The 23,470-nt window shown below is 45.3% G+C and carries 25 protein-coding genes; 11 read left to right on the plus strand and 14 right to left on the minus strand.

What is annotated here, in order from left to right:
* The 9 genes from AB9H30_RS18650 to AB9H30_RS18690 form a co-directional block, all read left to right on the plus strand.
* A partial coding sequence (locus AB9H30_RS18650) for an RHS repeat-associated core domain-containing protein (RefSeq protein WP_371196307.1) occupies positions 1–889 on the plus strand: 889 nt, incomplete at its 5' end.
* Positions 890–899: 10 nt separating this feature from the next.
* Positions 900–1,493, plus strand: coding sequence for a hypothetical protein (locus tag AB9H30_RS18655; RefSeq protein ID WP_371196308.1), 594 nt, complete (start codon positions 900–902; stop codon positions 1,491–1,493).
* Positions 1,494–1,663: 170 nt separating this feature from the next.
* Complete coding sequence (locus tag AB9H30_RS18660; RefSeq protein ID WP_371196309.1) at positions 1,664–1,981, plus strand: tyrosine-type recombinase/integrase; 318 nt, start codon at positions 1,664–1,666, stop codon at positions 1,979–1,981.
* 344 nt (positions 1,982–2,325) lie between these two features.
* Entirely contained in the window at positions 2,326–2,985 is a 660-nt protein-coding gene (locus tag AB9H30_RS18665) for a tyrosine-type recombinase/integrase (RefSeq protein WP_371196336.1), read from the plus strand.
* Positions 2,975–3,364, plus strand: coding sequence for a tyrosine-type recombinase/integrase (locus tag AB9H30_RS18670; RefSeq protein WP_371196311.1), 390 nt, complete (start codon positions 2,975–2,977; stop codon positions 3,362–3,364). The genes AB9H30_RS18665 and AB9H30_RS18670 overlap by 11 nt, the downstream gene beginning before the upstream one ends.
* Positions 3,365–3,407: 43 nt before the next feature.
* Positions 3,408–3,656 carry a CopG family ribbon-helix-helix protein gene (locus AB9H30_RS18675; RefSeq protein ID WP_371196312.1) on the plus strand — a complete coding sequence of 83 codons (249 nt, stop codon included), beginning with the start codon at positions 3,408–3,410 and terminating at the stop codon, positions 3,654–3,656.
* A complete protein-coding gene (locus AB9H30_RS18680) occupies positions 3,637–3,933 on the plus strand; it encodes a type II toxin-antitoxin system RelE/ParE family toxin (protein WP_371196313.1) in 297 nt (98 codons plus the stop codon). The genes AB9H30_RS18675 and AB9H30_RS18680 overlap by 20 nt, the downstream gene beginning before the upstream one ends.
* Positions 3,934–4,122: 189 nt before the next feature.
* Positions 4,123–4,857: a toxin TcdB middle/N-terminal domain-containing protein gene (locus tag AB9H30_RS18685; protein WP_371196315.1), complete on the plus strand. Its 735-nt coding sequence runs from the start codon at positions 4,123–4,125 to the stop codon at positions 4,855–4,857.
* A gap of 226 nt (positions 4,858–5,083) precedes the next feature.
* A complete protein-coding gene (locus AB9H30_RS18690; RefSeq protein WP_371196316.1) occupies positions 5,084–5,518 on the plus strand; it encodes a hypothetical protein in 435 nt (144 codons plus the stop codon).
* Positions 5,519–5,904: 386 nt separating this feature from the next.
* Here AB9H30_RS18690 and AB9H30_RS18695 read toward each other — a convergent pair whose 3' ends face one another.
* From AB9H30_RS18695 to AB9H30_RS18735, 9 genes are all read right to left on the minus strand, one after another.
* Complete coding sequence (locus tag AB9H30_RS18695; RefSeq protein ID WP_371196317.1) at positions 5,905–6,450, minus strand: membrane integrity-associated transporter subunit PqiC; 546 nt, start codon at positions 6,448–6,450, stop codon at positions 5,905–5,907.
* A gap of 11 nt (positions 6,451–6,461) precedes the next feature.
* Positions 6,462–8,078 (minus strand): intermembrane transport protein PqiB, encoded by a 1,617-nt coding sequence (gene pqiB, locus AB9H30_RS18700; RefSeq protein ID WP_371196318.1) that lies wholly within the window; start codon positions 8,076–8,078, stop codon positions 6,462–6,464.
* On the minus strand, positions 8,075–8,707 hold the full coding sequence (locus AB9H30_RS18705; protein WP_371196319.1) for a paraquat-inducible protein A: 633 nt from the start codon (positions 8,705–8,707) through the stop codon (positions 8,075–8,077). The genes pqiB and AB9H30_RS18705 overlap by 4 nt, the downstream gene beginning before the upstream one ends.
* Before the next feature lie 10 nt (positions 8,708–8,717).
* The gene (locus AB9H30_RS18710; RefSeq protein WP_371196320.1) at positions 8,718–9,329 is read right to left on the minus strand and encodes a paraquat-inducible protein A; all 612 of its coding nucleotides are present in this window, start codon (positions 9,327–9,329) and stop codon (positions 8,718–8,720) included.
* Positions 9,330–9,502: 173 nt separating this feature from the next.
* Entirely contained in the window at positions 9,503–10,117 is a 615-nt protein-coding gene (locus AB9H30_RS18715; protein WP_371196321.1) for a 1-acyl-sn-glycerol-3-phosphate acyltransferase, read from the minus strand.
* Between the two features lie 90 nt (positions 10,118–10,207).
* Positions 10,208–11,359, minus strand: a complete 1,152-nt coding sequence (hemW, locus tag AB9H30_RS18720) for a radical SAM family heme chaperone HemW (RefSeq protein ID WP_371196322.1) — start codon at positions 11,357–11,359, stop codon at positions 10,208–10,210.
* Positions 11,359–11,967 carry an RdgB/HAM1 family non-canonical purine NTP pyrophosphatase gene (gene rdgB, locus AB9H30_RS18725; RefSeq protein WP_371196323.1) on the minus strand — a complete coding sequence of 203 codons (609 nt, stop codon included), beginning with the start codon at positions 11,965–11,967 and terminating at the stop codon, positions 11,359–11,361. Before rdgB ends, hemW begins: the two co-directional genes overlap by 1 nt.
* Entirely contained in the window at positions 11,964–13,187 is a 1,224-nt protein-coding gene (gene srmB, locus AB9H30_RS18730; RefSeq protein ID WP_371196324.1) for an ATP-dependent RNA helicase SrmB, read from the minus strand. The genes rdgB and srmB overlap by 4 nt, the downstream gene beginning before the upstream one ends.
* A 178-nt stretch (positions 13,188–13,365) precedes the next feature.
* The gene (locus tag AB9H30_RS18735) at positions 13,366–14,610 is read right to left on the minus strand and encodes a multifunctional CCA addition/repair protein (RefSeq protein WP_371196325.1); all 1,245 of its coding nucleotides are present in this window, start codon (positions 14,608–14,610) and stop codon (positions 13,366–13,368) included.
* 213 nt (positions 14,611–14,823) lie between these two features.
* Between AB9H30_RS18735 and AB9H30_RS18740 the strand changes: the two genes are divergently transcribed.
* Positions 14,824–15,735, plus strand: coding sequence for an ExeA family protein (locus AB9H30_RS18740; RefSeq protein ID WP_371196326.1), 912 nt, complete (start codon positions 14,824–14,826; stop codon positions 15,733–15,735).
* Complete coding sequence (locus AB9H30_RS18745) at positions 15,728–17,047, plus strand: general secretion pathway protein GspB (protein ID WP_371196327.1); 1,320 nt, start codon at positions 15,728–15,730, stop codon at positions 17,045–17,047. Before AB9H30_RS18740 ends, AB9H30_RS18745 begins: the two co-directional genes overlap by 8 nt.
* Before the next feature lie 312 nt (positions 17,048–17,359).
* Here AB9H30_RS18745 and AB9H30_RS18750 read toward each other — a convergent pair whose 3' ends face one another.
* From AB9H30_RS18750 to leuA, 5 genes are all read right to left on the minus strand, one after another.
* The gene (locus AB9H30_RS18750) at positions 17,360–18,544 is read right to left on the minus strand and encodes an HD-GYP domain-containing protein (protein WP_371196328.1); all 1,185 of its coding nucleotides are present in this window, start codon (positions 18,542–18,544) and stop codon (positions 17,360–17,362) included.
* A gap of 90 nt (positions 18,545–18,634) precedes the next feature.
* Entirely contained in the window at positions 18,635–19,234 is a 600-nt protein-coding gene (gene leuD, locus AB9H30_RS18755; protein WP_371196329.1) for a 3-isopropylmalate dehydratase small subunit, read from the minus strand.
* Between the two features lies 1 nt (position 19,235).
* On the minus strand, positions 19,236–20,636 hold the full coding sequence (gene leuC, locus AB9H30_RS18760; protein WP_371196330.1) for a 3-isopropylmalate dehydratase large subunit: 1,401 nt from the start codon (positions 20,634–20,636) through the stop codon (positions 19,236–19,238).
* A complete protein-coding gene (leuB, locus tag AB9H30_RS18765; RefSeq protein WP_371196331.1) occupies positions 20,637–21,731 on the minus strand; it encodes a 3-isopropylmalate dehydrogenase in 1,095 nt (364 codons plus the stop codon).
* Position 21,732: 1 nt separating this feature from the next.
* Positions 21,733–23,286 (minus strand): 2-isopropylmalate synthase, encoded by a 1,554-nt coding sequence (gene leuA / locus AB9H30_RS18770; protein ID WP_371196332.1) that lies wholly within the window; start codon positions 23,284–23,286, stop codon positions 21,733–21,735.
* Positions 23,287–23,470 lie beyond the last annotated feature (184 nt).

Here is a 23,470-nt window from a genome sequence, read left to right on the forward strand (position 1 = left end):
CTACAATATTGGGCGGTTTATGTCGGTTGATCCTTTTATTCATGGGGGCTCTCAAGGTATCAATCCCTATTCGTATATCATGAATAATCCACTTGCAGGGACCGACCCGACTGGATATGCTCCTGATTGTGATGCCAGTGGAGTGCAGTGTTACGAGCCACCTAAAGACAAAAATTCAATTTGTAAGTTAGATAGCAGTGAATGCAATGCTACTGGGTGGTCGAGTAGGCCGAGTAAGGAAAGTACAGGTAACAATGGCGCAAATGCTTCACCACAGAACAACACTCCTCCTGAATCTGCTGCAGATATTGAAAGTGAAGAGTCAAAAGATGATAATTTTGGTACCAATGTAGAAAACTCTGACATTTCAGGCTCTAGGGTCGGTGGTAAAAAACCTGAAGAAGTTGATGTTAACTTTAAAATTGACAAAATCAAGGGCCATGACGATGGCTGGGAAGACCCACACGAAGCCGCCTTGGCATTTTACAAACAAAATGAAGATGCTTACCAGAATACGGATAAAAACACTGAGCTTATTGGCTTTCTTATAAAGGCAGATAACGGCAACTACTATTTCACCAATGCCGTTGAGGTTCCTGCTACTTTTAATATGAATGTCGGAATTAGAAAGCCAACTAGCTGGAAGATTAAGGACACTCTACATACTCATCCCGGAGGACGAGGAAATCAGGAAGGCTTTAGTAAAACTGATGCGCAAGCAGTTCTAAGCGGTTCAACCCCCGGATATTATGTCCGAACTCCTAAGGGAGATGTCAGGTTCATCAATAAATCAATCGCCAAGAGGACCAGACAGAGATGGGGAGCGAAAGGTGAGTCGATATGCTCAGGAGGCTCATCATGTATGACCCCATATGGCTCGTCAAATTAAGGATTGAATAATGCTAAACATTATAAAAGTTACATTTTTGTCTATTATGTTTGTTTCTACGGGATGTGCAATGGCCGAAGATTATGAAAGAATCTCAGAATCATTACCGAAGGCATTACCTAGAATAATTGTTGTTGATAGTTCATCGGCAGCGAAAGGTACTGTCAGCAATTACTCTGGGCTGTTTGCGACATTAATGGTTACGCCAAAAGTAAGAAATGGTGAATACTGGAAACCAAAAGGGTTGCGAGAAGCTGCTTTGGAGTTAAGTAGAATGTTACCCCCAAAGTTTATAAAAAGATTTTCGAAATACTATGGTCTAGGAAAGAACCGAGAGGCACTTAATGGTTACACACCCGACAGTGACATTGAAGAGCGCCTGTATGACCTTGACCAATACCTGATAAACACTTGGGGTCTCGCCTCAAGCTCAAAGCTAGGAAAGCAATTTCAATGTATGGGAATCTTTGAAAGAGACCTTCATAAATTTTATGTTTTCTGGGCTGGGTTTCAAGCTGAAGCAAACGGCATGAGCATTGAAACTGATATTTCGACTGAGTATCGCAATCTCAAAAGTCATTTAGAAAAAGAATGTGGCCTTTAAACCTATATAGACTTTTGTTGGCCGAACCCCTGCGGGATTCGGCCCTTACTCTATTACCCATCATCAAAGCTTCACACCATCTTCAGCATTACTAGCAATCTCCATCATCAAACCGTCCGTATAAATCTTTCCAGTTTTGGGCTATAATCTCGAAAGTTACGAAGAGCCGAATGAGTAATATCAGCAACGTAGACGATTACAGAACACCCACCCCAAACACCAAAAACTCGAAAGTTACCAATACCCGCAAATATAAAGATGTTCGTGAACGTGAATATCTAACATCATCAGAGATTGAACGCATCAGCAAAGCTGCCAAGTCTATTGGTCGTCGCGGTCATCGTGACAGTACCATCATCATAATTGCTTACCATCACGCATTACGTGTGTCTGAGTTGGTCAATTTGAAATGGTCACAAGTAGACTTGTCGCAAGGTAATAGTGTTGCCAGTGTTCATCCGTTGGGATCAAAGGGTCAGGTTTGTTGAAAATAAAAGAGCTTTTTAGGTTGGCAAAAAATTTTAAAGTGCAGCCCTATAAGCAAGCTTACGCACAATAGCTAAGGACCCTCTTTTTTCAACGAACCTCACCTTTTGGTAAAATAACATCCCACAAAGACCGCTTAGGCTCCACGATTGGCAGTTATGGTTTAAGCGCCTAGTGGTAGATCGCCTGAAACCACAATAAATAAAGGCTTAAACGGCAATAATAGTGAAAGTGAAGAAAATAACACTTATCCAGTGGAAAAGTTAGTTGCATCGCATCATAACGACAGCATCACAATTGACGTTTAACAACGCCGAAGAAAGGAGAGAAAACACCACGTCCACCTATCGGCGACACGAACGACCCAGAAAGCCTATTTAATTACATGCGTCGTTTTTTACTGTGGCAAGCCGAGAAAAACTACTCACCCAAAACCATCGAAAACCGCGAAGTGTATCGGAGGTATTTTATCCAATGGTGTGACGAACGAGGATTAATAAAGCCACCAGAAATTACCAAGCCCATTATCGAACGCTATCAGCGTTATCTGCTTATGTACCGCAAAGAACGTGACGGTGAACCGCTAAGCACAAGAAGCCAACACGTTAGAGTTGCACCGATCAAAGCGTGGTTCAAATGGTTAGCCAGACAAAACTACATCCTGTATAACCCCGCCAGTGACTTGGACTTGCCACGCCTTGAGCGACGACTTTCCAAAAATATATTAACCGTGGCCGAGTCAGAAGCCATCATCAATCAGCCCAACACCTACACACCAACCGGTGTGAGCGATAGAGCGATATTAGAAACGCACTACAGCAAGGGTATGAGACGCATGGAGCTGATTAACTTAAAACTGTTCGACATTGATACAGAACGCGGAACCGTGATGGTCACACAGGGCAAAGGCAAAAAAGACAGAATGATCCCGATAGGTGAACGCGCTTTAAAATGGATCGAGAAATACCAAGTGGAAGTACGCCCCAAGCCTAACGATGCCCGATGACGAAGGCACCTTGTTCTTAACTAACTTAAGCCAAGCCTTTACCGCGAATCGACTCACGCAGATGGTGCGGGAATATATCGACCAAGCCGGCATCGGCAAGCGTGGAAGCTGCCACTTGTTCCACTACACGATGGCCACCTTGATGCTAGAGAACGGCGCAGACGTTCGCTTTATCCAAGCCATGCTCGGCCACGTTGGCCTTGAGACAACACAGATCTACACACAAGTAAGTATCCGAAAACTAAAAGACATCCACACTGCGACACACCCCGCCAAGATGATGCGAGCACAGCAGCTAGAGCAAGCCCCCGAACTTTACGAAGAGGGCTTACTCTCTGCCTTAGCCGCTGAAGAAGTGGAGGAAGACATTGAAAGCTAGATTAGCTATACTTGAGGTTCTAAAAGAACCTCGGAGAATCACTATGCCTCTAAAAGCTACCTCAGTGAGATTAGATGACGAAACATTAACCCGCGTAGGTCAAATGGCTGAAGCGATGGATAGACCCCGTGCATGGCTGATGGCAGAAGCTATCAAGCAGTATGTAGCCCGTGAAGAGTGGTTTATCCGTGAAGTAGAAAAGGGCGTGAAAGCTGCTGATGAAGGGCGCTTGATCGACCATACAGATGTTAAAGCCAAATGGGAGGCAAAGCGTGCAGCTCAAATGGACTGACCTTGCAGATATCGATTTAGAGAAAATTGAAGCCCATATTGCCCAAGAGAATAGCCCCATCGTTGCTATCGATGTTGTGATGAATATCATCGATAGCACGCATCTAATCTTACCGGATCACCCGAGAGCCGGTCGCCAAGGCCGATTGAAAAATACGCGAGAGCTGGTGATCGATGGTGTGCCATTTATCGTGATCTACCGAGAGAATATCAGTACAAATTACATCGAAGTCTTGCGTGTTCTCCATGACGCCCAGCAGTGGCCGACAGCTAATTAAAAGCGCCTGTTTATGGGAGGCATTGAGCTGCTTCCGCCAGATACGTGTGGGTCAAGCTCGCGCTTCTTCCTGCCATCCGTTGCCGCACGTGTCCACCTGCGGTGATCATCTTGCGCAAAAAGCGCGAAAGACGACCATCCTCAACGGATCGGAAAGGGCATGTGCGGTTAAACAGAGCTTAAGGGGTCAGTGTTAATTAATTTACCTTTTACCTCTAGCATGTACGTGGTGCACAAAGTCGACACTACTAATGGTGTCGGTGGCATCAATAGCACGACGTTTTCTTACGATGGGGCCATGTACAATACCCAAGGGCGTGGCTTTAGAGGCTTTAATGCCATAGCTCAAACTCATATAAATAGTGCAAATGGTAGTAATGAAAGTATTACATTTGAGCAGTTTATTGATTCGATAAACTCAATGATGAGTGAATTTGATAAAAAAATGCAAGCGCTAGCTGAAGAAATGAATAAAAACTCAGCATCTTTTGCGAGTGGATTGATTGATGGGGCAGCAAGTATACCCAAGGCGTATTATAGGGCAAATATAGCGGCGGCAGACGCCTATGGCTTAAATGGCGAAGCGAAGGAGGCTCAGTTTAGACTGAGAACGCGCCTGTTTGATTTGACCGCAAATAAATTTATTCACGATAGTGAGTTCCGCGAGCAGGTCTTCAGAGCCATTCGAAGCTATCATACCGAGGTATTCGATGCCATCTCTTTGGTTAATGACTCGAAGCGGTCATACATTTTAGGTCGCTTTACCGGTAGAATGGCCATAATGCGAAAATTAAATATGCAACAAAAATCAGCGATTTACTTAGGCGATTTTTACCATGGGGTCACCAGAGCGGGTGATGGGCTAGCCGTTCTTCCTGAGCGCTTAGTTATGGGAGATTTAATATCAGAGGTAGGAGTTGAATGAGTAAGGGTGTTGGAATCTTGGTGCCGGCTTTCCTATTTGGGTTGTTGTGTTTATCGGTGGTAGTTAATGAAATACCAATTATGGTCGCTCTATTGATAATTGCATTAATAATGAATTTTGGGGTCCTCACGAATAGCGCTAGTCGGATTAATTCTAAGAACTGGAATCAATCAATCTTTGCTTCTGGTTTAGTAGCAGCAGCATTTTGTATTTGGAGATTGTATTAATGAAGCTTTCAAGCTGCAGACTTTTACTATTATTAATTATAGTTCCTTTTTTTTCACATAGCCAAGCTAGCATTAGCTACGAGCCACCAAATACCCTTGATGCATGCGAATTTAACTTTAATGCAGAAACGCTTTCTATAAATGAAATAGCGACTATTTCGGTTATTAGTGAAAATTATGCGGCATTTGAGGTGTCCAAGTTTTCTATTTTCGCATTAGGAAAGGCGACTACCGAGTTGGTATATCATGTTCAAAAAGGTGGTGTTTTGAAATTACAGCACGCCGATAGAAAAAGTAATTTTGCAATTAGTTATACGTATTGCGGCCATGATGATAGCTATTTCTATGTTCGCCAAAAATTATCAACCCAAGTGAGTAACTTAGAGAGGCAAGAAAAACCAATAATCGTAAACCATAGAATTATTCGTAAGTAATCGGAGCTAATTGTTATAAAGTAATTTATCAGTAATATTTAGCGAAGCGGCTGCTTCGTGTCAGTCAAAACAACCACACCTAGTCTAGCAAGCGACACGCATGACTAATATGTTGTCTAAATAGGGATAACCCATTATGCGCATTCGCTCAGCCCAACAATGGGCAGATATTCTGTACGCTTACTCATCATTTGCATCATTTGAAGGCAGGGCGGATGCAAGCCAGCAAGGTAAAATGCTCAACTGAATTTGTCCAAGTCGAGATGCCGGTGCCAGAGCAAGGGATTATGCTGCGTACTCAGCATGCATAATTGACCATACCCAATCATTGCGAGCCCCAGTGGCTAGCCAGTTTACTGAGAAAGAAGCCTTTAAATGGCCTAACACTAAGGTCGGGATTGTTCCGCAATTTGCTGGCTCAACAATACCAACAGTGCCCGCATTTCAGCAACTGCTGCTTGATAACCATCAGCTTTCATTTTGCCGCTTAAATTAAACCTCTGTTTTACCGTTTCCCTTTGTTCAGTTTCATATTGATAGTAGCCTACCAAATAGACGTCACCTTCGGATGTCGGATAGAAATGTTCAATTGATAGGGCAATGCTGTAGCAATATTGGCAGTCTTTGATTTCAACACCACTCGCCAGCCGTTTATTATATTCATACTCAACGATACGAGCGACGCTATCGTTAAGTCGGTCTGCCCAACTGTGATAGCGCGCAATTTGCATGCGATGATCATCTACCATCATTACTAGCGAACTTTGATTTAAATAATCAGGCATTGAAATCACTCTAACTTGCGCAATTTGTGCACCCGCGCTGCCGCTGTTTTGCTTCGGCGCAACGTCCAATAAATAATGCTGCATAGTAGGAACCGGTGCCACCGCGCCACAAGCACTTAATGAGAGGGCGGTGATTATGACGAACATGCGAAATAACATTATGGGTTTTTCCGTTTGGGTTCTGGATCAGCACTTGGCTCATCGCTAAATATCAACAGGTTTGGTTTTGCGCTTATTTGCTCCAAGAAAGGCTGTAAGCGGTCCATGGTGTTTTGCAACTCTATCAGATTACCTTGCAGCTCTTGGTATAAAGGCGAGCTTGGCTGAAGCCCTTTCATTACCTCTTGTCCCTCAAGCAGGGTTTGATTCATGTTTTCGATCACCGATTGAGTCGCAATGACGGCGTCGTTAGCGCTATTGAGTGTAGTGTCGGCAGTCGCCATGGTATTGTTGACCGACGCGATAATAGATTCAACATCTAGCGCGTTGAGTTTTGCGAGCAGCTTATCGGTCTTTTCTAAAATACTTGCGAATCCCGTTGGCCCAACAGGGATCACCATGTAGTCTCCAAAAAATGTTATTTCGCTGGTAAGTTCATTGCTCATATCCAAACTTACTTTCATCGAACCGGTGAGATAATTGGCTGTTTCGATAGTCGCTGCAAGCCCAGTTTGTATCCACTGTTTGAATTGGCGATCAAACCACTCCAATGAATAACTGCCGTCTTGACTTAATCGACGAGGTTCAATATGAATAATCACGGGTATGCGTTCTTCACCGGGTGCAATAAGATTGGTTTGATGAAAGCCTAAATATGGTTTAGCCACTCTGCCGATACGAATGCCTCGATACTCCACAGGGGTACCGATTTGAATGCCTGCCACCGAATCTTCTACTAATATCGCGTATTCTAAATATTCGTAGGCGCGATCTTCTGTGACGCTTGATTTGCTTGCGTATAGTTTAAAGTCAGTTATTTCAGTGATCCGCTCGCCCAGCGGCAGGTCGTCGGGAATATCAAATACCACACCACCGGATAAAAAGGTCTCGACCGATGCAAAGTCTACTGAAACGCCCAGCCCAGTCGTGCTTAGTTCAAAACCGCCTGCGTTCCAAAAGTAGGTATTAGTAGTGATCAGGCGATGGTATGGAGCCTTGATAAATATGTCGTAGCTTATTTCGCGAGACTTGACATCAAAGTTAACTGCTTCAACCGCACCAACTTCAAAGCCTCTATATAAAACAGGGTTGCCTTCTCCGAGAGCTTTACCGCCGTCTGAAACCAAAATAAGCTTTAGGCCTTCGTCGTTAGGTGACGCCACAGGAGGAGATTCTAAGCCAATAAAATTGCTGCTAATAGATTGATCTTTACCCGGCTCTAGGTTGATGTATGCACCTGATAACAAGGTACCTATGCCGCTCACACCGCTCGAGCCTACTCGTGGGCGGACTACCCAAAATTGACTGTCGGTGCGCAAGAAGCGAGTCATGTCGCGCTCAATAATCAAATTGGCTAAAATACCGTCGCCATCCTCACTAAATTCAATGCTTTGCAAGGTGCCGATATTCACGTTTTTAAACTTTACTTTGGTTTTGTTTATTTCTAAACCTTCGGCATTTTCAAAGCTAATCGTGATTTGCTGGCCTTGGTCTTGCCATTCTTGATAAAGCATCCCCACACCAATGATCGCCGCAATAATAGGCAAAAACCAGATGGGAGAAATCCGAGACTTTTGCTTTATGATCGGTTTTGCGTCTACTACTTCGTCAGTCATTGGTTGCCTGCAGGTGTTAAATCTTGGCGGTGAGCGTTCATATTATCCCATATTAAGCGTATATCAAATTGCTGTGCTGAAAGCATCGTTAATATTACTACGATGGCAAATGCCTGTGATGCAATCCCGGGATGCACCGACATAATGCCAGTTATTTGCACTAAAGCGACTAAAACAGCTACCACGAAAACATCAATCATTGACCATTTGCCAATAAATTCGACGATTTGATACATGTTGGTGAGCTCTTTTTGTGGGCTGATACGACCGCTATGCACGCAATAGCATAGCCACAAAATCACCATCATTTTAGCGATGGGAATAACAATGCTGGCGGTAAATATCACCCCAGCAACAAAATAGGAACCATGATTGAAAAATAGCACGACGCCACCGATGATAGTGGAAGCAATCTCATCGCCAAGTAAGGTAGTGCTCATTATCGGGTACAAATTGGCTGGAATATAAAATATCAATGCAGTGAGCAACAGCGCGAGTGTTTTTTGCACACTGCGGGGCGGTCGCAAATACAATTTCTTGTCGCACAGTCGGCAGCGTTTATGTTCAATATAGCTCAAGGTCAGGCATCGAGAACAACTTGCTACACCTTGCTCTGCGGCTGATTTCATTATTTGTGCCTTATTTTCCATTTTCGACCCAATACCAAAGCTGCCGCTTGCTTACGATGTTGGTGATGATGATAAACATTACCGTAAACGCGATGTAAGACCAAAACGCAATATCTAGGACTATCTCAGCGGTATCCATAAGTTTAATCAAGGCCACTAATACCCCTATAACAAATACATCCGCCATGATCCAAGGCAGCAATGCGGTGACAATTTTTGCATAAAATACCGAGGCCTGATTTTTGCCAAAAACATACACCGGAAACAACATCGCCAGCAGGCTCAATAAGTAAATGGCGGGCAGCAAAATAACGCAGGCCAGCACCAGCAATGCGATCATGCTGTAACCTTCATCATAGAGCGCTAATGGTGACTGTAAAAGCGATATGGTATTAATACTACCTGCAGTTTCAATGCTCAAAAATGGAAAACTAATAGAAAGACCGAGCAGGACTAATGCACACAATGCGATTGCGATGGTTTTATCTAAGGGATTTTTTCTGATCACAAATTGCTCGCTGAAGCAACGTGGGCAGCATACCTTTTGATAAACCTCTAGTTCGTCTGGAAGACGAATTAACAGGTCGCAATGGTGGCATGCAATGTGTTTGTTTAAATCCATAGTGTCGACTTCGGTTAAGCAATCATAGTGAGCAGTTTTAGGGCAAGCATTGTGTCTTGGCTATTGAGTATAGTATTTCTACCATCATTAATGCACTAAATTGGGAATAATACTGGCTAAAATATTTACAATTGGTCAGCTAGGCGTATGTCTTAAACAACCCACATGCCTTTTTATTTAGCTGCAGGCGGCTCATACAAAGTGTTTTCAGGGTATTTTGCCGGCAAGGTTTTAAAAAATGCATAAACGGTTTCGATGTCTTTTTCGAAATTTCCTTGGCTATGCACGGTAGGGCCAACCACCACGCGTCTTTGTTTGAAATCAAAACCAATTAATAGCAATGGCACCTTGGCCTTATGCGCGATTGCCAAGAAGCCGGTTTTCCACGGGAATATGGGTGAGCGTGTGCCCTCTGGTGCAACCGCCAAAATCATTTTCGGCTCTGCGGCGAATTTATCGACAATTTGCTCAACAACGCCATGAGCGGAGGAGCGCTCCACCGGAATACCACCAATGGCCACTAAAAATTGCTTTACTACGGGCACAAATATACTGTGTTTTCCCAAGAATTTTATCTTGATGCGTAATGAAAATAAAACCGCCAAGCCCAAAAAGAAGTCCCAATTTGAAGTATGTGGCGCGACCGCGATGACCATTTTAGGGTAATCGGGCAAGCTGCCTTCTATCTTCCAACCGCTTATCTTTAGCAAAATGTTCGCGAGCTTTTCGACAATCGCGTTACCGCCGCGTGGGGGCTTGTTGTCACATGGAGCCGATGTTGAATTCATATGGCTTAGCGTTGACTTAAGTTGGTGATGTGAGGCTCAAGATATTAGCACTTTTATGCACGAATGTGCCAACGGCATCTTTTAACAAGACTACACAAACTCAGACAGCAGGGTGTTTAAGTATCGCCGCCCCAGCTCGGTAACTTGCCAATGACTAGGCGATTCATGCAGCAAGCCTTTTGCTTGCACGTCGTCTAACTGCTGAAGTTCTTTTGGGCTAAGTTGTTGCCCTGTAAGATTCACATAGTCTTGTTTCGGACAGGGCTCTAGCAATCGGAAGCGATTCATAAAAAATTCAAAGGCGAGCTCATCATGTTGTACTTGCTTTTGCTTGTACAAATAAGGCTTAGATAAATCCATGTAGCCTTTTGGGTGTTTGACTTTTTCGGTACGAGTGATAATTCCGCTGTTCAGGTCAGTAATTTTGCCATGGGCACCACAACCGATACCTAAATAATCGCCAAAGCGCCAATAGTTAAGATTGTGCTGGCATTGGTGCCCCGCTTTGCTGTAGGCAGATATTTCGTATTGCGTATAGCCGTGAGACTGCAATAAACGCTGACCTTGCAATTGAATTTCCCATAAGACGTCATCGTCGGGCAACTCAGGCGGTTTTGAATAAAACAGCGTGTTTGGTTCAATTGTGAGCTGATACCACGAGATATGCGGCGCATGTTGCGAGATACTTTGAGCGACATCGTTGAGCGCGTTGTCTACGCTTTGCTCGGGCAGGCCATGCATGATGTCGGTATTAAATGAGCGTAAAGATAGGTCTTTAGCAAACTCAATGGCATTGATGGCTTGCTGGTCGTCATGAATACGGCCTAGCTGATTTAAATGCGCTTGTTGAAAGCTTTGCACGCCAATCGATATACGGTTAATTCCAGCTTGCTTAAATCCTGCAAAACGCTCAGCTTCAACCGTACCAGGATTTGCCTCCATAGTGACTTCTGCATTTTTTGCTAATGGTACTCTAGCTGCAATACCTGTCATTAAGCGCTGAATACCTTCTATGCTTAATAAGCTTGGTGTGCCGCCGCCAATGAAAATCGTCGACACCTCCCGTACTTTGCCAGCATAAGTAATGGAGACAAGGTCTTGGCTTAAATCGTCGAGTATATGACCGATGTATTCATTTTCAGGGATCGCCCCTTTCATTTGATGCGAGTTAAAGTCGCAATAAGGGCACTTTTGCACGCACCAAGGAATGTGTACATACAGTGAAAGGGGGATATCTTTCATCAAAGTAAGGGTTGCAGGTCTTTCATTAGCTGTGCAAGTGCCTTGCCGCGATGGCTCTGGGCATTTTTAACCGCTTTGTCGAGTTCGGCTGCGGTGCAGTTATGCTCTGGTAAATAGAAAATGGGATCGTAACCAAATCCGCCGTCACCGTGGGGCTCTAGGGTAATTTGTCCATGCCACTCGCCCTGACAAATAATAGGAGTAGGGTCATTGGCATGACGCAAATACACAAGCACGCATAAAAATCGTGCGTTGCGGCGCTTTTCATTGCCAAGTTCAGCCAACACTTTATCGCAGTTGCCTTTATCGTTGCCGTGTTGCCCGCAATAGCGCGCACTAAAGATACCGGGTGCACCATTTAAAGCATCAATCACCAAGCCGCTGTCGTCTGCAATGGCGGGGAGTTTTGTTTCTCTGGCAGCATGTCGTGCTTTAATAATCGCGTTTTCGACAAATGTTGAACCGGTTTCGGCGACATCGCTGACCAAAAACTCTGATTGCGGACTCACCTGTATTTTGTACTGCTCGAACAATGACGTGAATTCTGCGACTTTGCCTTTGTTGCCGGTTGCTAGCACTATTTGCTGCATGCTTAAAGATAAACTCATTTTTTCTTGCGCTTGTTAGTGCCTAATGCCTTATTCTTACGCTTGCCTTTGCTTTTAGGTTTGCTCTTTTTCACTAACTTGGGCGCTTTATTTTTAGGCTTAAGGCCGTCGATTACTCGCGGTTTGAAGCTTTCTTTGGTGTAGCGCTCGATTTTGCCGACCCAAATGTAGTCGTGTGCTTCTATTAACGATACAGCAGTGCCCTTTGCCCCAGCGCGACCCGTGCGACCAATACGGTGCAAATACACATCTGCGCCGCGTGGCATATCAAAGTTGATTACATGGCTGACATTCGGCACGTCGATGCCTCTAGCGGCTACGTCGGTGCATAGAAGAATTTTTGCATCGCCTGATTTGAACTTAGCCAATGCTTCGTTGCGCTTGTCTTGAGGCATCTCGCCTTGCAGATAAACCATTTGATACTTATTGGCTAGCTTGTCTTTGAGTAAATGCAGGCGCTCACGAGTTTTCACAAACACAATACATGATTCAACGTTATTACTTAAATAGTGCTCGAGCAAAGCTTCTTTGTGGGTAAGGTCGTCACACAAGTGATACCACTGCAATGTTTTAGCTTTCTCTTTACGCGATGAAACGGCATTAATTTCGATAGGATCTTTAAGCAGTTCAGCTGCAAAGTTACGCACGCCGTGGCTTGAAAGCGTTGCTGAAAATAACATACTTTGCTTACGCCATCTGGCTTCACCGGCTATTTGATAGACGATAGATGAAAAGCCCATGTCGAGCATGCGGTCAGCTTCATCGAGCACAAGAGATTCGATGTCTCTGCAGTCGCAGTCTTCTTTCTCGATGTGTTCAAATAAACGTCCAGGTGTGGCAATTAATAAATCTGGCCGCGAACCTAATAAAGCCTTATCAGTGCCATAGTTTATCCCACCGGTAATGACACCGCAGGTTAAATCAGTATATTTCATAATTGCTCTAGCTTGCTCGCCAACTTGATTGGCCAGTTCGCGAGTAGGCACCAGTACTAAGGCACGGGTACTGCCTTCGGTGCGCTTAGGATTATCAAGTAGGTATTGACAGATAGGCAGCAAAAAAGCCGCTGTTTTACCGGTGCCGGTAGGCGCGCAAGCTAATATGTCGTGTCCTTCCATTGCATCGGGAATAACCAAGGACTGCACGCTGGTGGGCTGAGCAAATCCCATTTCGGCCACTGCACGACAAAGCTCATCGTCCAATTCTAATTCTGCAAACATGAAAAGACCCTTAAGGTAAAAATGGAGGCGAAGTTTACACTATATTTTTTGCTAATGCTTGTGTTCACGGCGTTTCTACTCGCTTTACTGAGCCACCGAAAATCCATTTAAGAACTTGTCTATCTCTGCTCTGTACTCATCTACCAAGTTAACGCCCGTATTTCATCACAATCCCTTGTTAGTTTTTAGTGTGTTCAAGATGTATTTTGCTTATAAAATCAGCGATTATTCGCAGTCTCTGATGATGCACCGCGTCTTTAATTTGCGGCCCGCGCAGGCCTTGTTTAACGATTGCTTTGACATCCACTGCATTGAGCTCTTCTAGCAAACTAATCCAGTAATCGTATTGCGGATAAGGGCGATTTGTAAAGTTTTTACGTCCTAAAAAGTCGCATTTACATACCAGCAGCATTTGTATAAAACGCTCTGGGCGTCGCCATGCGTCAGATTTGTCATATACCCGCAAAATATCTTCGGCAGACTTTTCAAACATGCGATGCACCACACTGTGGTGTTCACTGACCAATAGCCCTAGTTCGTGGGCGTGATTCGGTACGCCTAAGCGGTCACAAAACTGATTGATGGCAGATAGCCCCAAATCATCGTGTCCGTGGTGGGCAGGCCACTGTGTTGTGTCTGTTAATGCTTTACCTAAATCATGCACCAGCGCCGCAAATCGCACCGGCAGTTCATCCGACAGCGCTACCGCTTGTTGCAGAACCATCATCGTATGCACGCCGGTATCAATTTCAGGGTGCCATTTGCTGGGATTAGGAATTCCCCAAAGTTGTTCTAATTCAGGGAACCAATGGCTTAATGCACCTACCGATTTTAAGGTTGTAAAATATACGTCTGGGTGGTCTTCTCGGAGGCTTTTAGCAGTTTCTTGCCACACGCGCTGGGCATTGAGATATTGCAGTTCGCGGCTTGCACAAATATCCCGCATTAAATCCAGTGTTTCGTTATGAATATGGAACCCTAAAGCCGAGTAGCGGGCAGCAAACCTTGCCACGCGCAGCACGCGCAGAGGATCTTCTGCAAAGGCCTCGCTTACATGGCGTAATACGCGGTTTTTCAAATCAACTTGGCCATTAAACGGGTCGACAATGTTGCCTGCGTCATCCATCGCCATAGCGTTGACCGTCAAATCTCGGCGCAGTAAATCTTGTTCAAGGGTAATATCCGGTGACGCATCACACTCAAAACCCTTGTAGCCATGACCCTGTTTTCGTTCGGTGCGCGCAAGCGCATATTCTTCTTTTGTTTTGGGGTGCAAAAACACCGGGAAGTCTTTACCCACTTGGGTAAAGCCTTTGTCGATCATCTGCTGTGGTGTGGCGCCCACGACTACGTAATCCCGCTCTGTTACTACTCTGTTAAGTAGGCCGTCGCGCACCGCACCGCCAACTAGGTATGTCTGCATTTCTTGAGTGTCCATAGGGCGGTTAAGGCATATGTTTGCCGCTTAACCATCAATAGAATATACACATAAAATAACACAAGATTGGGCTCGTGCCCTAACATTGTGGCGAGCAGATTTGCATGTAAACAGCTCATAAGCACACAAGTCATATTGACTCGCAGGGCTTTCATGATAACGTAGCGACTATAACCGTCATCAATAAAAGAAACCGCTGTGTATTTGAGCTACTTTGGATTAACGGATAATCCATTTTCTATTGCGCCCAACCCTGACTATTTGTTTATGAGTACCCGTCATAAACAAGCCTTGGCGCACCTGACCTTTGGCCTGCAAGAGTCGGGCGGCTTTGTAATGTTAACCGGAGAAGTTGGCACCGGTAAAACCACCGTTTCTCGAAAGCTGATGCAGGATTTGTCTGACGACACTCAAACCGCATTAATATTAAATCCAACGCTGTCGGCACTTGAGCTATTGGCCACGGTGTGTGATGAGCTTGGCATTAAATATAAAGGCGGCACTGCGAGCCTTAAAACCTTTACCGACAAAATTCTTGCTAAATTAGCGAGCAATCATCAAAAAGGTAAAAATACGGTTTTAATCATTGATGAAGCACAGCATCTGCTGCCAGAAGTGCTCGAGCAATTGCGACTGCTCACTAATCTTGAAACCAATCGCGAAAAACTCTTAAAAGTAGTGCTTATTGGCCAGCCAGAGCTGCAGCTTTTACTAAGGCGCAATGAGCTTAGACAACTCGCCCAGCGCGTGACGGCAAGATATCATCTGTTGCCTCTGACTGAAGAAGAAGTTGGCCAATACGTAGAGCATCGGCTCAGTGTTGCGAACCTTCAGCAAAGCCCTTTTACCAAGCCGGCGATTGAACTGCTGTTTGCTATTTCCGGAGGCATTCCACGCGTCATTAACCTATTGTGCGACCGAGCGATGAGTTTGGGCTATTCGCTGCAGCGCCCCTTTATTGATTATCAAGTAATGATGTCGGCGAGTTTTCAAGTACTCGGTGAAGATATCGTTATGCAGCGACAGCATGCTAGTTGGAAGCGCCGCTACATTGTGAGCTTTGTGGTGGCTGTCTTAGCCGGTTTATTAATAGGAGGGCTGTATGCTTAAATCCATTCCTATTGACGAACTCAAACCGGGCATGATGGTCACTCGTGTTATTGAGCAGCACGGGCCAGTAAAAATTAGACGCGTGGGTATTATCAAGTCTGAGGCCATGGTCAAAGGCCTTACGGAAATGGGCGTAACTCTGTTAGAAGTAGATGAGGCTCAGAGTTTTACGCTGGAAACCGAAGAGGGCATGGCGGGTGCCGACGATGATACATATTCAGAACTAACGCCTACGCAACGCTTGATGCAAGAAGATAAGCAAAGCGCCGTGGTGGATAGGCAACTTTCTCAGCAATTTCACCGCTCTTTGTTTATGCCCGCCATCGACGAAATGCCTTCTAAATGGCGTTTGTATTTCCGACCTTATGCCATACTGGCCGGCGTGATCTTTGCTGGGTTTATTTTGGGCTTTTTGGCGCTAATGATGATCAAGCAATTAGCGTTTAGTGATAACAGCACGTCTTCTGCTATGACAGGCTCAGAGCAAAGGCAAACGGTGCAATCTTTGCCATTGCAAAATACGCTTGCTGACGATGCATTAGGCGAAGATATGCCATCGGCTCCAGCAAGCACAATAAGCAAGGCACCTGATAATTCCTCATCCGCAGTCGATACGCAGCGCACTGCAAACCAAGTAGCGACGAGTGCGCCAACACCTGTGGCTGATGAGCAAGTCAACAGTGAGTCACAGCCAGATATTGAGCAACCAGCTGCAAGCCAAACATCGAGTTCGACAAATACAGATGCTACCCGCAGTTTTCAGAGCATTAATGGCATTGTATTAAATGAAGGCGAAACGGTGCTCGGTTATGGTGCTGATGAGTCTTTAGACCTTAATCAAAACTCAGCAGGGAGCGATCAAAACCCGACTACAAACAGTGCATTATCTTCAGACTTACTCAATCGAGTAAACCGAGCCGCAGCCCAGCTCGAGGCTGAGCAAGATGTCTCATCAAGCGAGTCGCTCCCGCCAAGCGAAGCAGTTGATTTAAGCGAATTTTTGCGAAATGACAACGTCGGGCCGGTATTAGACTTAAGATCACCAGAGCCCCAAGCTCAAGCCTCTCCTAAGCAAACCGTGCGCATAGACCAATTGCCTCCTGCGGTGCTAACGCAAATGCCTGCTATGAGCTTTAGCGCACATATGTTCGCATCTAATCCACAAGATCGCTGGGTGAGAGTGAACGGTAGACGCCTGTCTGAGGGTGACTTTATTGATGATGGCCTATCGATTGTTGAAATAGAATCAGAGCGGATTGTGCTGTCGTTTAAAGGCGAAACGTTTACCATGAACGCGCTATCTGATTGGTAAGCAATAGGATCTGATTCACTCACGTTTCAGATCCCGCCCCCCACCGTTATCATCGCCCCCATCGTCATCTTCGCCGCCCCACCATCATCGTCACCCCTCGTCATCTTCGCGAAGGCGAAGATCTCCCAAAACATCCTCAATTCGCCCCGCAATCAAGCGTTATTGTCTAAGATTACGCCCCGCAGACAATAACCGAATGCTGTGCAATTTTTTAAACGACAGTATTGTGCCTGCGCATCAATGACGAAGAATATATCGATATCGTGAGGTAAATGAATGCAGGCGAAGAGCACTTGCTCCAAAAATATTGAGTTATGGCAGTAACACTGACTTAAAGAACTTAGGTAAATCAATGTTGAACTCTTCGGGGCGCACCGCTCCCGAGATTTTGTCGGTAGACTTCGTTAAGTCAAGCAGCCTAACCTCGGTGTGGTGTCTATTGCGGATGCTGTAAAAGGTCATGATATCGGGCTTGAGTGGCTTATTATGCCTCACTACAATCCCTAATTTTCCGCTTTTCAGATGAACTAACGAGCCGACAGGATAAAGCCCAATGGCCTCGATAAACGATGCGACCAAGCCTTGGTCAAAAGCATCACTGGCCAGCATTTGCTCTAGCGCGTCGTGAGGCGACTTTGAAGAGCGATAGCCGCGGTTGCTTATCAGTGCGTCATAGCTATCAACAATCGCCGCCATCTTGGCGTGCAAAGAGATGTCACTATCGGTTTTTTGCTTGGGATAGCCAGAGCCGTCAATGCGCTCATGGTGATTGCGAATAACATCATCTACCATGGGAGGCAAATCGCAATATCTATCTACTACTTCACAAGCAATGTCTACATGAGTCTGCATGAGCAGTTTATCGGCCTGTGAATATGCATCGGTTCGCGTGACCAAATCCTGCGGAAGTATGGTCATTCCAATATCCATCAATAACCCAGAGATGGTTAAGTCTTCAATATCAGACTGACTAAAGCCCAAGTGATTTGCAAAAATACTCAGCAGGATCGCGCAATTTAAAGAGTGTTCAACTAAGTAGTCATTGGTATCCTTGAGCATTACCAAGCAGCTTAAAGCTTGATGATTTTCAAAAACGGAATCGATAATGTCTTGGCAAACGGTATTTAAGCTGTCTATGTCCGGCGCGTTGCCAGAGCGAAGCTGTTTAACAAAGCGAGATTGTACATCTCTTGCCTGTGTATATAGTTTGTCGGCTTTGGCCAGATGTGCCTGCTGCTGCTCAAAGCTCAGTATGTTTTTAGAGGCTTTTGCATGCTGCATCGAGGCTTCTTTGCTATCTTGATGGCTGCCCGTCGCGTGCACACTTTTTTCAACATCAATTTTGATGGAGATAACGCCGCGCTTTTGCAAGCTAGCGACGGTTGCAGTAGATTTGATTAAGCCTTGGCTTTTAACCTGTAAATTTTTTTCAGATTCATGTATGTCAATTAGGTACATACCTATTTTAACATTTTCAATCGCAACAATTTCATTCATATAGATGAGCACTGCTGACAGACTAAGTGGCCTGTCAGTAGTTTAGATAATAATGGTAGATAGAATGATTATCGGCGGGTAGCAGGTTTATTAAAGCCAAACCGCCCGTTTTTTCTCAAATTGGCTAATGGTTTTATCTAGTTCGAGGGTTTGTCCTATAGCATCAAGGCCTTTGAGCAAATTAGTTTTGTGATGATCAGCAATCTCAAAACTAAACACCATATCCCCAGCAGTCACAGTTTGAGCGGGCAGGTCGATGCTAATTTCTGCTTGTGGTGATGCCGATAAACGTGCAAAAAGCTGGTCCAGTTGTGCAGAGCTTAATGCAATCGGCAACAGTTGATTGTTAATGCAGTTGCCGTAAAAAATATCTGCAAAACTGACTGCAATAATGGCTTTAAAACCATAATCGGCGAGTGCCCATGGTGCATGCTCTCGACTCGAACCACAACCAAAGTTTTCGCGAGTCAGTAATACGCTAGCGCCAGAATATGCCTCATGATTTAAACTGAAATCAGGGTTAAGCACGCTTTCATGTTTATCTAGGTAGCGCCAATCGTGAAATAAATGCTTACCGTAACCGGTGCGGGTTACGCCCGTTAAAAACTGCTTTGGGATGATTTGGTCAGTATCGACATTCGCTTGATCAAGCGGCGCGCCGCGTCCAACAATCGTATTAATTCCGCTCATGTTATTCTCCAAATGCTCTAACGTCTGCAAACCTGCCGGTTATTGCAGCGGCTGCCGCCATTTCAGGACTCACTAGGTGGGTTCTTGCGCCTCGACCTTGTCGCCCTTCAAAGTTTCGGTTACTAGTAGAAGCGCATCTGTCGCCTTCTTCTAGCACATCGTCGTTCATGCCTAAACACATTGAGCAACCGGGTAAACGCCATTCAAATCCTGATTCAATGAAAATTTTGTCGAGGTTCTCAGCTTCGGCTTGCGCTTTTACCGCTACTGAGCCTGGCACCACTATGGCGGTGACGCCGTTTTTTACTTTGCCCTGTTTGGCAATAAGTGCCGCAGCGCGTAAATCTTCTATTCGACTGTTGGTGCAAGAGCCAATAAATACATGGGATATAGCAACATCAGTCAATGCTTGTCCTGGGGTTAGCGCCATATATTTCAGGGCTTTTACCGCTGATTCTTTTACAATAGGATCGTCAAAATCATCGGGCGAAGGCACGTTTTGATTAACTGCTACAACCTGACCGGGGTTAGTTCCCCACGTGACTTGCGGCGCTATATCGTCTGCGCTCAATTCAACCACGGTTTCGAACACTGCATCGTCATCTGAGTACAATGTTTGCCAATAGGCAAGTGCTTGGCTCCACTTGTCACCTGTTGGGGCAAATTCTTTGCCTTGAATGTATGCATAGGTTTTTTCATCTGGTGCAATTAAGCCTGCTTTTGCACCGGCTTCGATGCTCATATTACAGACCGTCATACGCTGTTCCATCGACAGTGCGCTGATGGCGGTACCGGCATATTCAATTACATGCCCGGTGGCGCCTGCATGACCAATTTTACCGATAATTGCTAAAATAATGTCTTTTGCAGTCACGCCCAGACCAAGTTTTCCGTCAACTTTCACGAGCATATTTTTGGCTCGGGACTGCTTCAGGGTTTGCGTTGCGAGCACATGCTCTACTTGCGAAGTACCAATACCAAACGCAAGGGCACCAAAGGCACCATGCGTTGCAGTATGGGAATCGCCACATACCACTGTCATACCCGGCTGAATTAAGCCTAACTGCGGGCCAATTACGTGCACAATACCTTGGTTTTTATGCCCAACTGGATATAACTCAATGCCGTACTTTGCGCAGTTAACTGCCAGAGTATTTAGCTGCAATTCGTTTTGCGGCCCGCAGGCATCAATTGCTAAAGAGCGCGTTGAGATACTATGGTCCATGGTGCCAAAGGTAAGATCGGGGCGGCGTACTTTACGGTTTTTTTCGGCTAAGCCGGCAAACGCTTGCGGGGTAGTGACTTCATGAATTAAATGACGGTCAATGTACAGCACGAGATCTTCGCCAATGCTGTCAACTAAGTGCGCATCAACAATTTTTTGATAGAGTGTTTTGGCCATTTAATTCCCCTGGATGATAGATACAATATAGTCACCCACTTGTGACGTGGATTTCGCGTTAGCGCGCGTTTCGGGTGACAATAATTCGGCGGTGAGTATACCGTCTATCAATGTTTTGGTCACGGCATCCTCAATCATATTTGCGGCTTTTTCTTCGTTTAACGAAAATTTGAGCATCATCGCCGCTGATAATATTTGCGCAATAGGATTGGCAATACCTTTACCTGCAATATCAGGGGCAGAGCCGCCAGCAGGCTCATACATCCCAAAACCGTCGCCATTAATGCTCGCGGAAGGAAGCAAACCCATTGAGCCCGTGAGAATGGCGCATTCGTCTGACAAAATGTCGCCAAATAAATTCGAGCAAAGCATGACATCAAACTGTGAGGGGTTACAGATTAGCTGCATGGTCGCGTTATCGATATAGATGTGCTCTAGAGAAACATCAGGGTATTCACTAGCGACCTCTTCGGCAACCTCGCGCCACATGCGGCTGCTGACTAAAACATTGGCTTTGTCTACCGAGGTGACTTTATTGTTGCGCTTGCTTGCAGCCTGAAACGCAGAGTGAGCGATGCGGCGAATTTCTGCGCGCGAATAACGCATGGTATCGAACGCGTTTTGCGCCTCACCCTCGCCTTCAATGCCTTTAGGTTGACCAAAATAGATACCTGAGGTCAGTTCGCGCACAACCAATACGTCGACACCGCTTTTGGCAATATCTGTGCGCAATGGGGATAAGTGCTCTAGGCCTTTATAGATACGTGCAGGGCGCAAATTACTGAACAAATCAAAATGACTACGCAAGGTCAACAATGCTGCTCTTTCAGGGCGTTTCTCGAGGGGCAGGGCATCCCACTTTGGACCGCCTATCGAGCCAAATAAAATCGCATCAGCCTGCTCACAGCCTTTGAGTGTGTCGCTCGGTAATGCCTCGCCGTGATGATCAATAGCATAGCCACCCACAGGGTATTCGGTCCGATGTAGTTCAAAGCCGCACTTTTGTGCCACTGCGTCGAGGACCTTATTTGCCTCAATCATGATTTCGGGCCCAATGCCGTCTCCGGCCAATACTGCGATGTTGTGACGCGCCATTTTATACTCCTGCTATCTTTTCTTGTTTTTGTTGGTCAATTTGGTCGGCTAAATACATGTTGTTTAATACAAAAATAAGTGATTTAACGCCCGCTTCGACGATGTCTGTGGCTAAGCCGATGCCGTTAAATCTGCGGTGCTTGTATTCAACGACCACGCTTACTTGGGCTAATGCATCAGCGCCTTCACCTTTTGAGTCGAGTTTGAAATCGACAATTTCTAAGTCGTGACCTTTGATGGCTTTGATAATCGCGTTAAACGCAGCGTCGACCGGTCCATTGCCGGTGGCAGATTCGGTAACCTTTTCATTGCCCGCTTCTAAAGAAACCGTTGCCGATGGGATGATATTGTGACCAGAAGTGGCATGCAAATACACCAGCTTGTAATAAGCATGCTCATGCTTTTGTTGATTGAAAAACAATAATGCTTCTAAATCATAATCAAACACTTGACCTTTTTTATCGGCAAGGCGCAAAAACGATGCGTATACTTCGTCTAAATCATATTCGCTAGACCCATAGCCAAGCTCCGTTAGGCGATGCTTGATCACGTGTCTGCCAGAGCGAGAAGTCAGATTAAGCACGTTTTTATTAATGCCTACACTTTCTGGGGTCATAATTTCGTAGGTGTTTTGGCCTTTTAATACGCCGTCCTGATGAATGCCCGAAGAGTGACTGAAGGCATTCGCACCAACAATAGCCTTATTAGCCTGCACCGGCATATTGCACAGTTGGCTGACAAGTTTCGATGCTTTGCTAATTTCTTGAGATTTAATACCCGTTTGTAAATTCAGCAATTGTTCACGGGTTTTTAAGGCCATAACAATTTCTTCTAATGAGCAGTTACCAGCGCGCTCACCAATTCCGTTTACGGTGCATTCAACCTGTCTGGCACCATGCTGAATTGCGGTCAATGAATTAGCTACTGCCAACCCTAGATCATTGTGACAATGCACCGAGATGACGGCTTTGTCGATGTTGGGTACGCGATTAAACAAGTTTTCAATAATACTCCCAAACTCAGACGGAATAGTATAGCCAACGGTGTCGGGTATATTCACCGTAGTTGCGCCTGCTTTAATTGCGGCTTCGACCATTCGACATAAATAATCAATGTGAGTTCGCCCTGCGTCTTCGCACGAAAACTCTACGTCTGGTGTGTAGCGTTTTGCATGAGTAATCGCTTTTATCGCCATTTCAACTACTTCGTCTTGTGACTTTCTTAGTTTGGTATCAACATGAATATCTGAGGTTGCAATAAAAGTATGAATTCTAAATTGTTCGGCTACTGAGAGTGCCTCGCCGCAGGCGTCGATGTCTTTTTCAAGGGCCCGAGAAAGTCCGCAAATGGTTGCATTCTTAATCTCTTTGGCAATTAACTGGACTGACTTAAAGTCACCCGGAGAAGAGACTGGAAAACCCGCTTCGATAACGTCTACGCCTAGGCGCTCAAGCATGAGCGCAATTTGTAGCTTTTCACGGCCGCTCAGACTGGCAGGCAGCGCCTGTTCACCATCGCGTAATGTGGTATCAAAGATAATCACTCGGTTGTCCATTTTGTTCACCTTCTCGATGCTTGCGAATACAGATTGCGATATATTTTTGCGTACTGGAACGAGGCAAAAATTTCGTGCACAAAAAAACCCGTGTGCGACACGGGTTTTTGTTAATTACATACAGGCTACCCGGACGCCTAAAGTGCCAGACCGAGTAGTAATAGGATAAAACTCATCGTATTTT

Origin of the sequence: Glaciecola sp. SC05 (assembly GCF_041380235.1) — a bacterium.
Taxonomy (GTDB): domain Bacteria; phylum Pseudomonadota; class Gammaproteobacteria; order Enterobacterales; family Alteromonadaceae; genus Glaciecola.

Coding starts and splice junctions, on each gene's coding strand:
- hemW (WP_371196322.1), bottom strand. CDS start 11,359: ATGAAAGATATCCCCCTTTCACTGTATGTACACATTCCTTGGTGCGTG.
- AB9H30_RS18750 (WP_371196328.1), bottom strand. CDS start 18,544: ATGAATGAAATTGTTGCGATTGAAAATGTTAAAATAGGTATGTACCTA.
- rdgB (WP_371196323.1), bottom strand. CDS start 11,967: ATGAGTTTATCTTTAAGCATGCAGCAAATAGTGCTAGCAACCGGCAAC.
- leuC (WP_371196330.1), bottom strand. CDS start 20,636: ATGGCCAAAACACTCTATCAAAAAATTGTTGATGCGCACTTAGTTGAC.
- AB9H30_RS18710 (WP_371196320.1), bottom strand. CDS start 9,329: ATGGATTTAAACAAACACATTGCATGCCACCATTGCGACCTGTTAATT.
- AB9H30_RS18655 (WP_371196308.1), top strand. CDS start 900: ATGCTAAACATTATAAAAGTTACATTTTTGTCTATTATGTTTGTTTCT.
- AB9H30_RS18660 (WP_371196309.1), top strand. CDS start 1,664: ATGAGTAATATCAGCAACGTAGACGATTACAGAACACCCACCCCAAAC.
- leuD (WP_371196329.1), bottom strand. CDS start 19,234: ATGAGCGGAATTAATACGATTGTTGGACGCGGCGCGCCGCTTGATCAA.
- AB9H30_RS18745 (WP_371196327.1), top strand. CDS start 15,728: ATGCTTAAATCCATTCCTATTGACGAACTCAAACCGGGCATGATGGTC.
- AB9H30_RS18675 (WP_371196312.1), top strand. CDS start 3,408: ATGCCTCTAAAAGCTACCTCAGTGAGATTAGATGACGAAACATTAACC.
- leuB (WP_371196331.1), bottom strand. CDS start 21,731: ATGGCGCGTCACAACATCGCAGTATTGGCCGGAGACGGCATTGGGCCC.
- pqiB (WP_371196318.1), bottom strand. CDS start 8,078: ATGACTGACGAAGTAGTAGACGCAAAACCGATCATAAAGCAAAAGTCT.
- AB9H30_RS18735 (WP_371196325.1), bottom strand. CDS start 14,610: ATGCAGACATACCTAGTTGGCGGTGCGGTGCGCGACGGCCTACTTAAC.
- leuA (WP_371196332.1), bottom strand. CDS start 23,286: ATGGACAACCGAGTGATTATCTTTGATACCACATTACGCGATGGTGAA.
- AB9H30_RS18705 (WP_371196319.1), bottom strand. CDS start 8,707: ATGAAATCAGCCGCAGAGCAAGGTGTAGCAAGTTGTTCTCGATGCCTG.
- AB9H30_RS18690 (WP_371196316.1), top strand. CDS start 5,084: ATGAAGCTTTCAAGCTGCAGACTTTTACTATTATTAATTATAGTTCCT.
- srmB (WP_371196324.1), bottom strand. CDS start 13,187: ATGTTTGCAGAATTAGAATTGGACGATGAGCTTTGTCGTGCAGTGGCC.
- AB9H30_RS18715 (WP_371196321.1), bottom strand. CDS start 10,117: ATGAATTCAACATCGGCTCCATGTGACAACAAGCCCCCACGCGGCGGT.
- AB9H30_RS18695 (WP_371196317.1), bottom strand. CDS start 6,450: ATGTTCGTCATAATCACCGCCCTCTCATTAAGTGCTTGTGGCGCGGTG.
- AB9H30_RS18670 (WP_371196311.1), top strand. CDS start 2,975: ATGCCCGATGACGAAGGCACCTTGTTCTTAACTAACTTAAGCCAAGCC.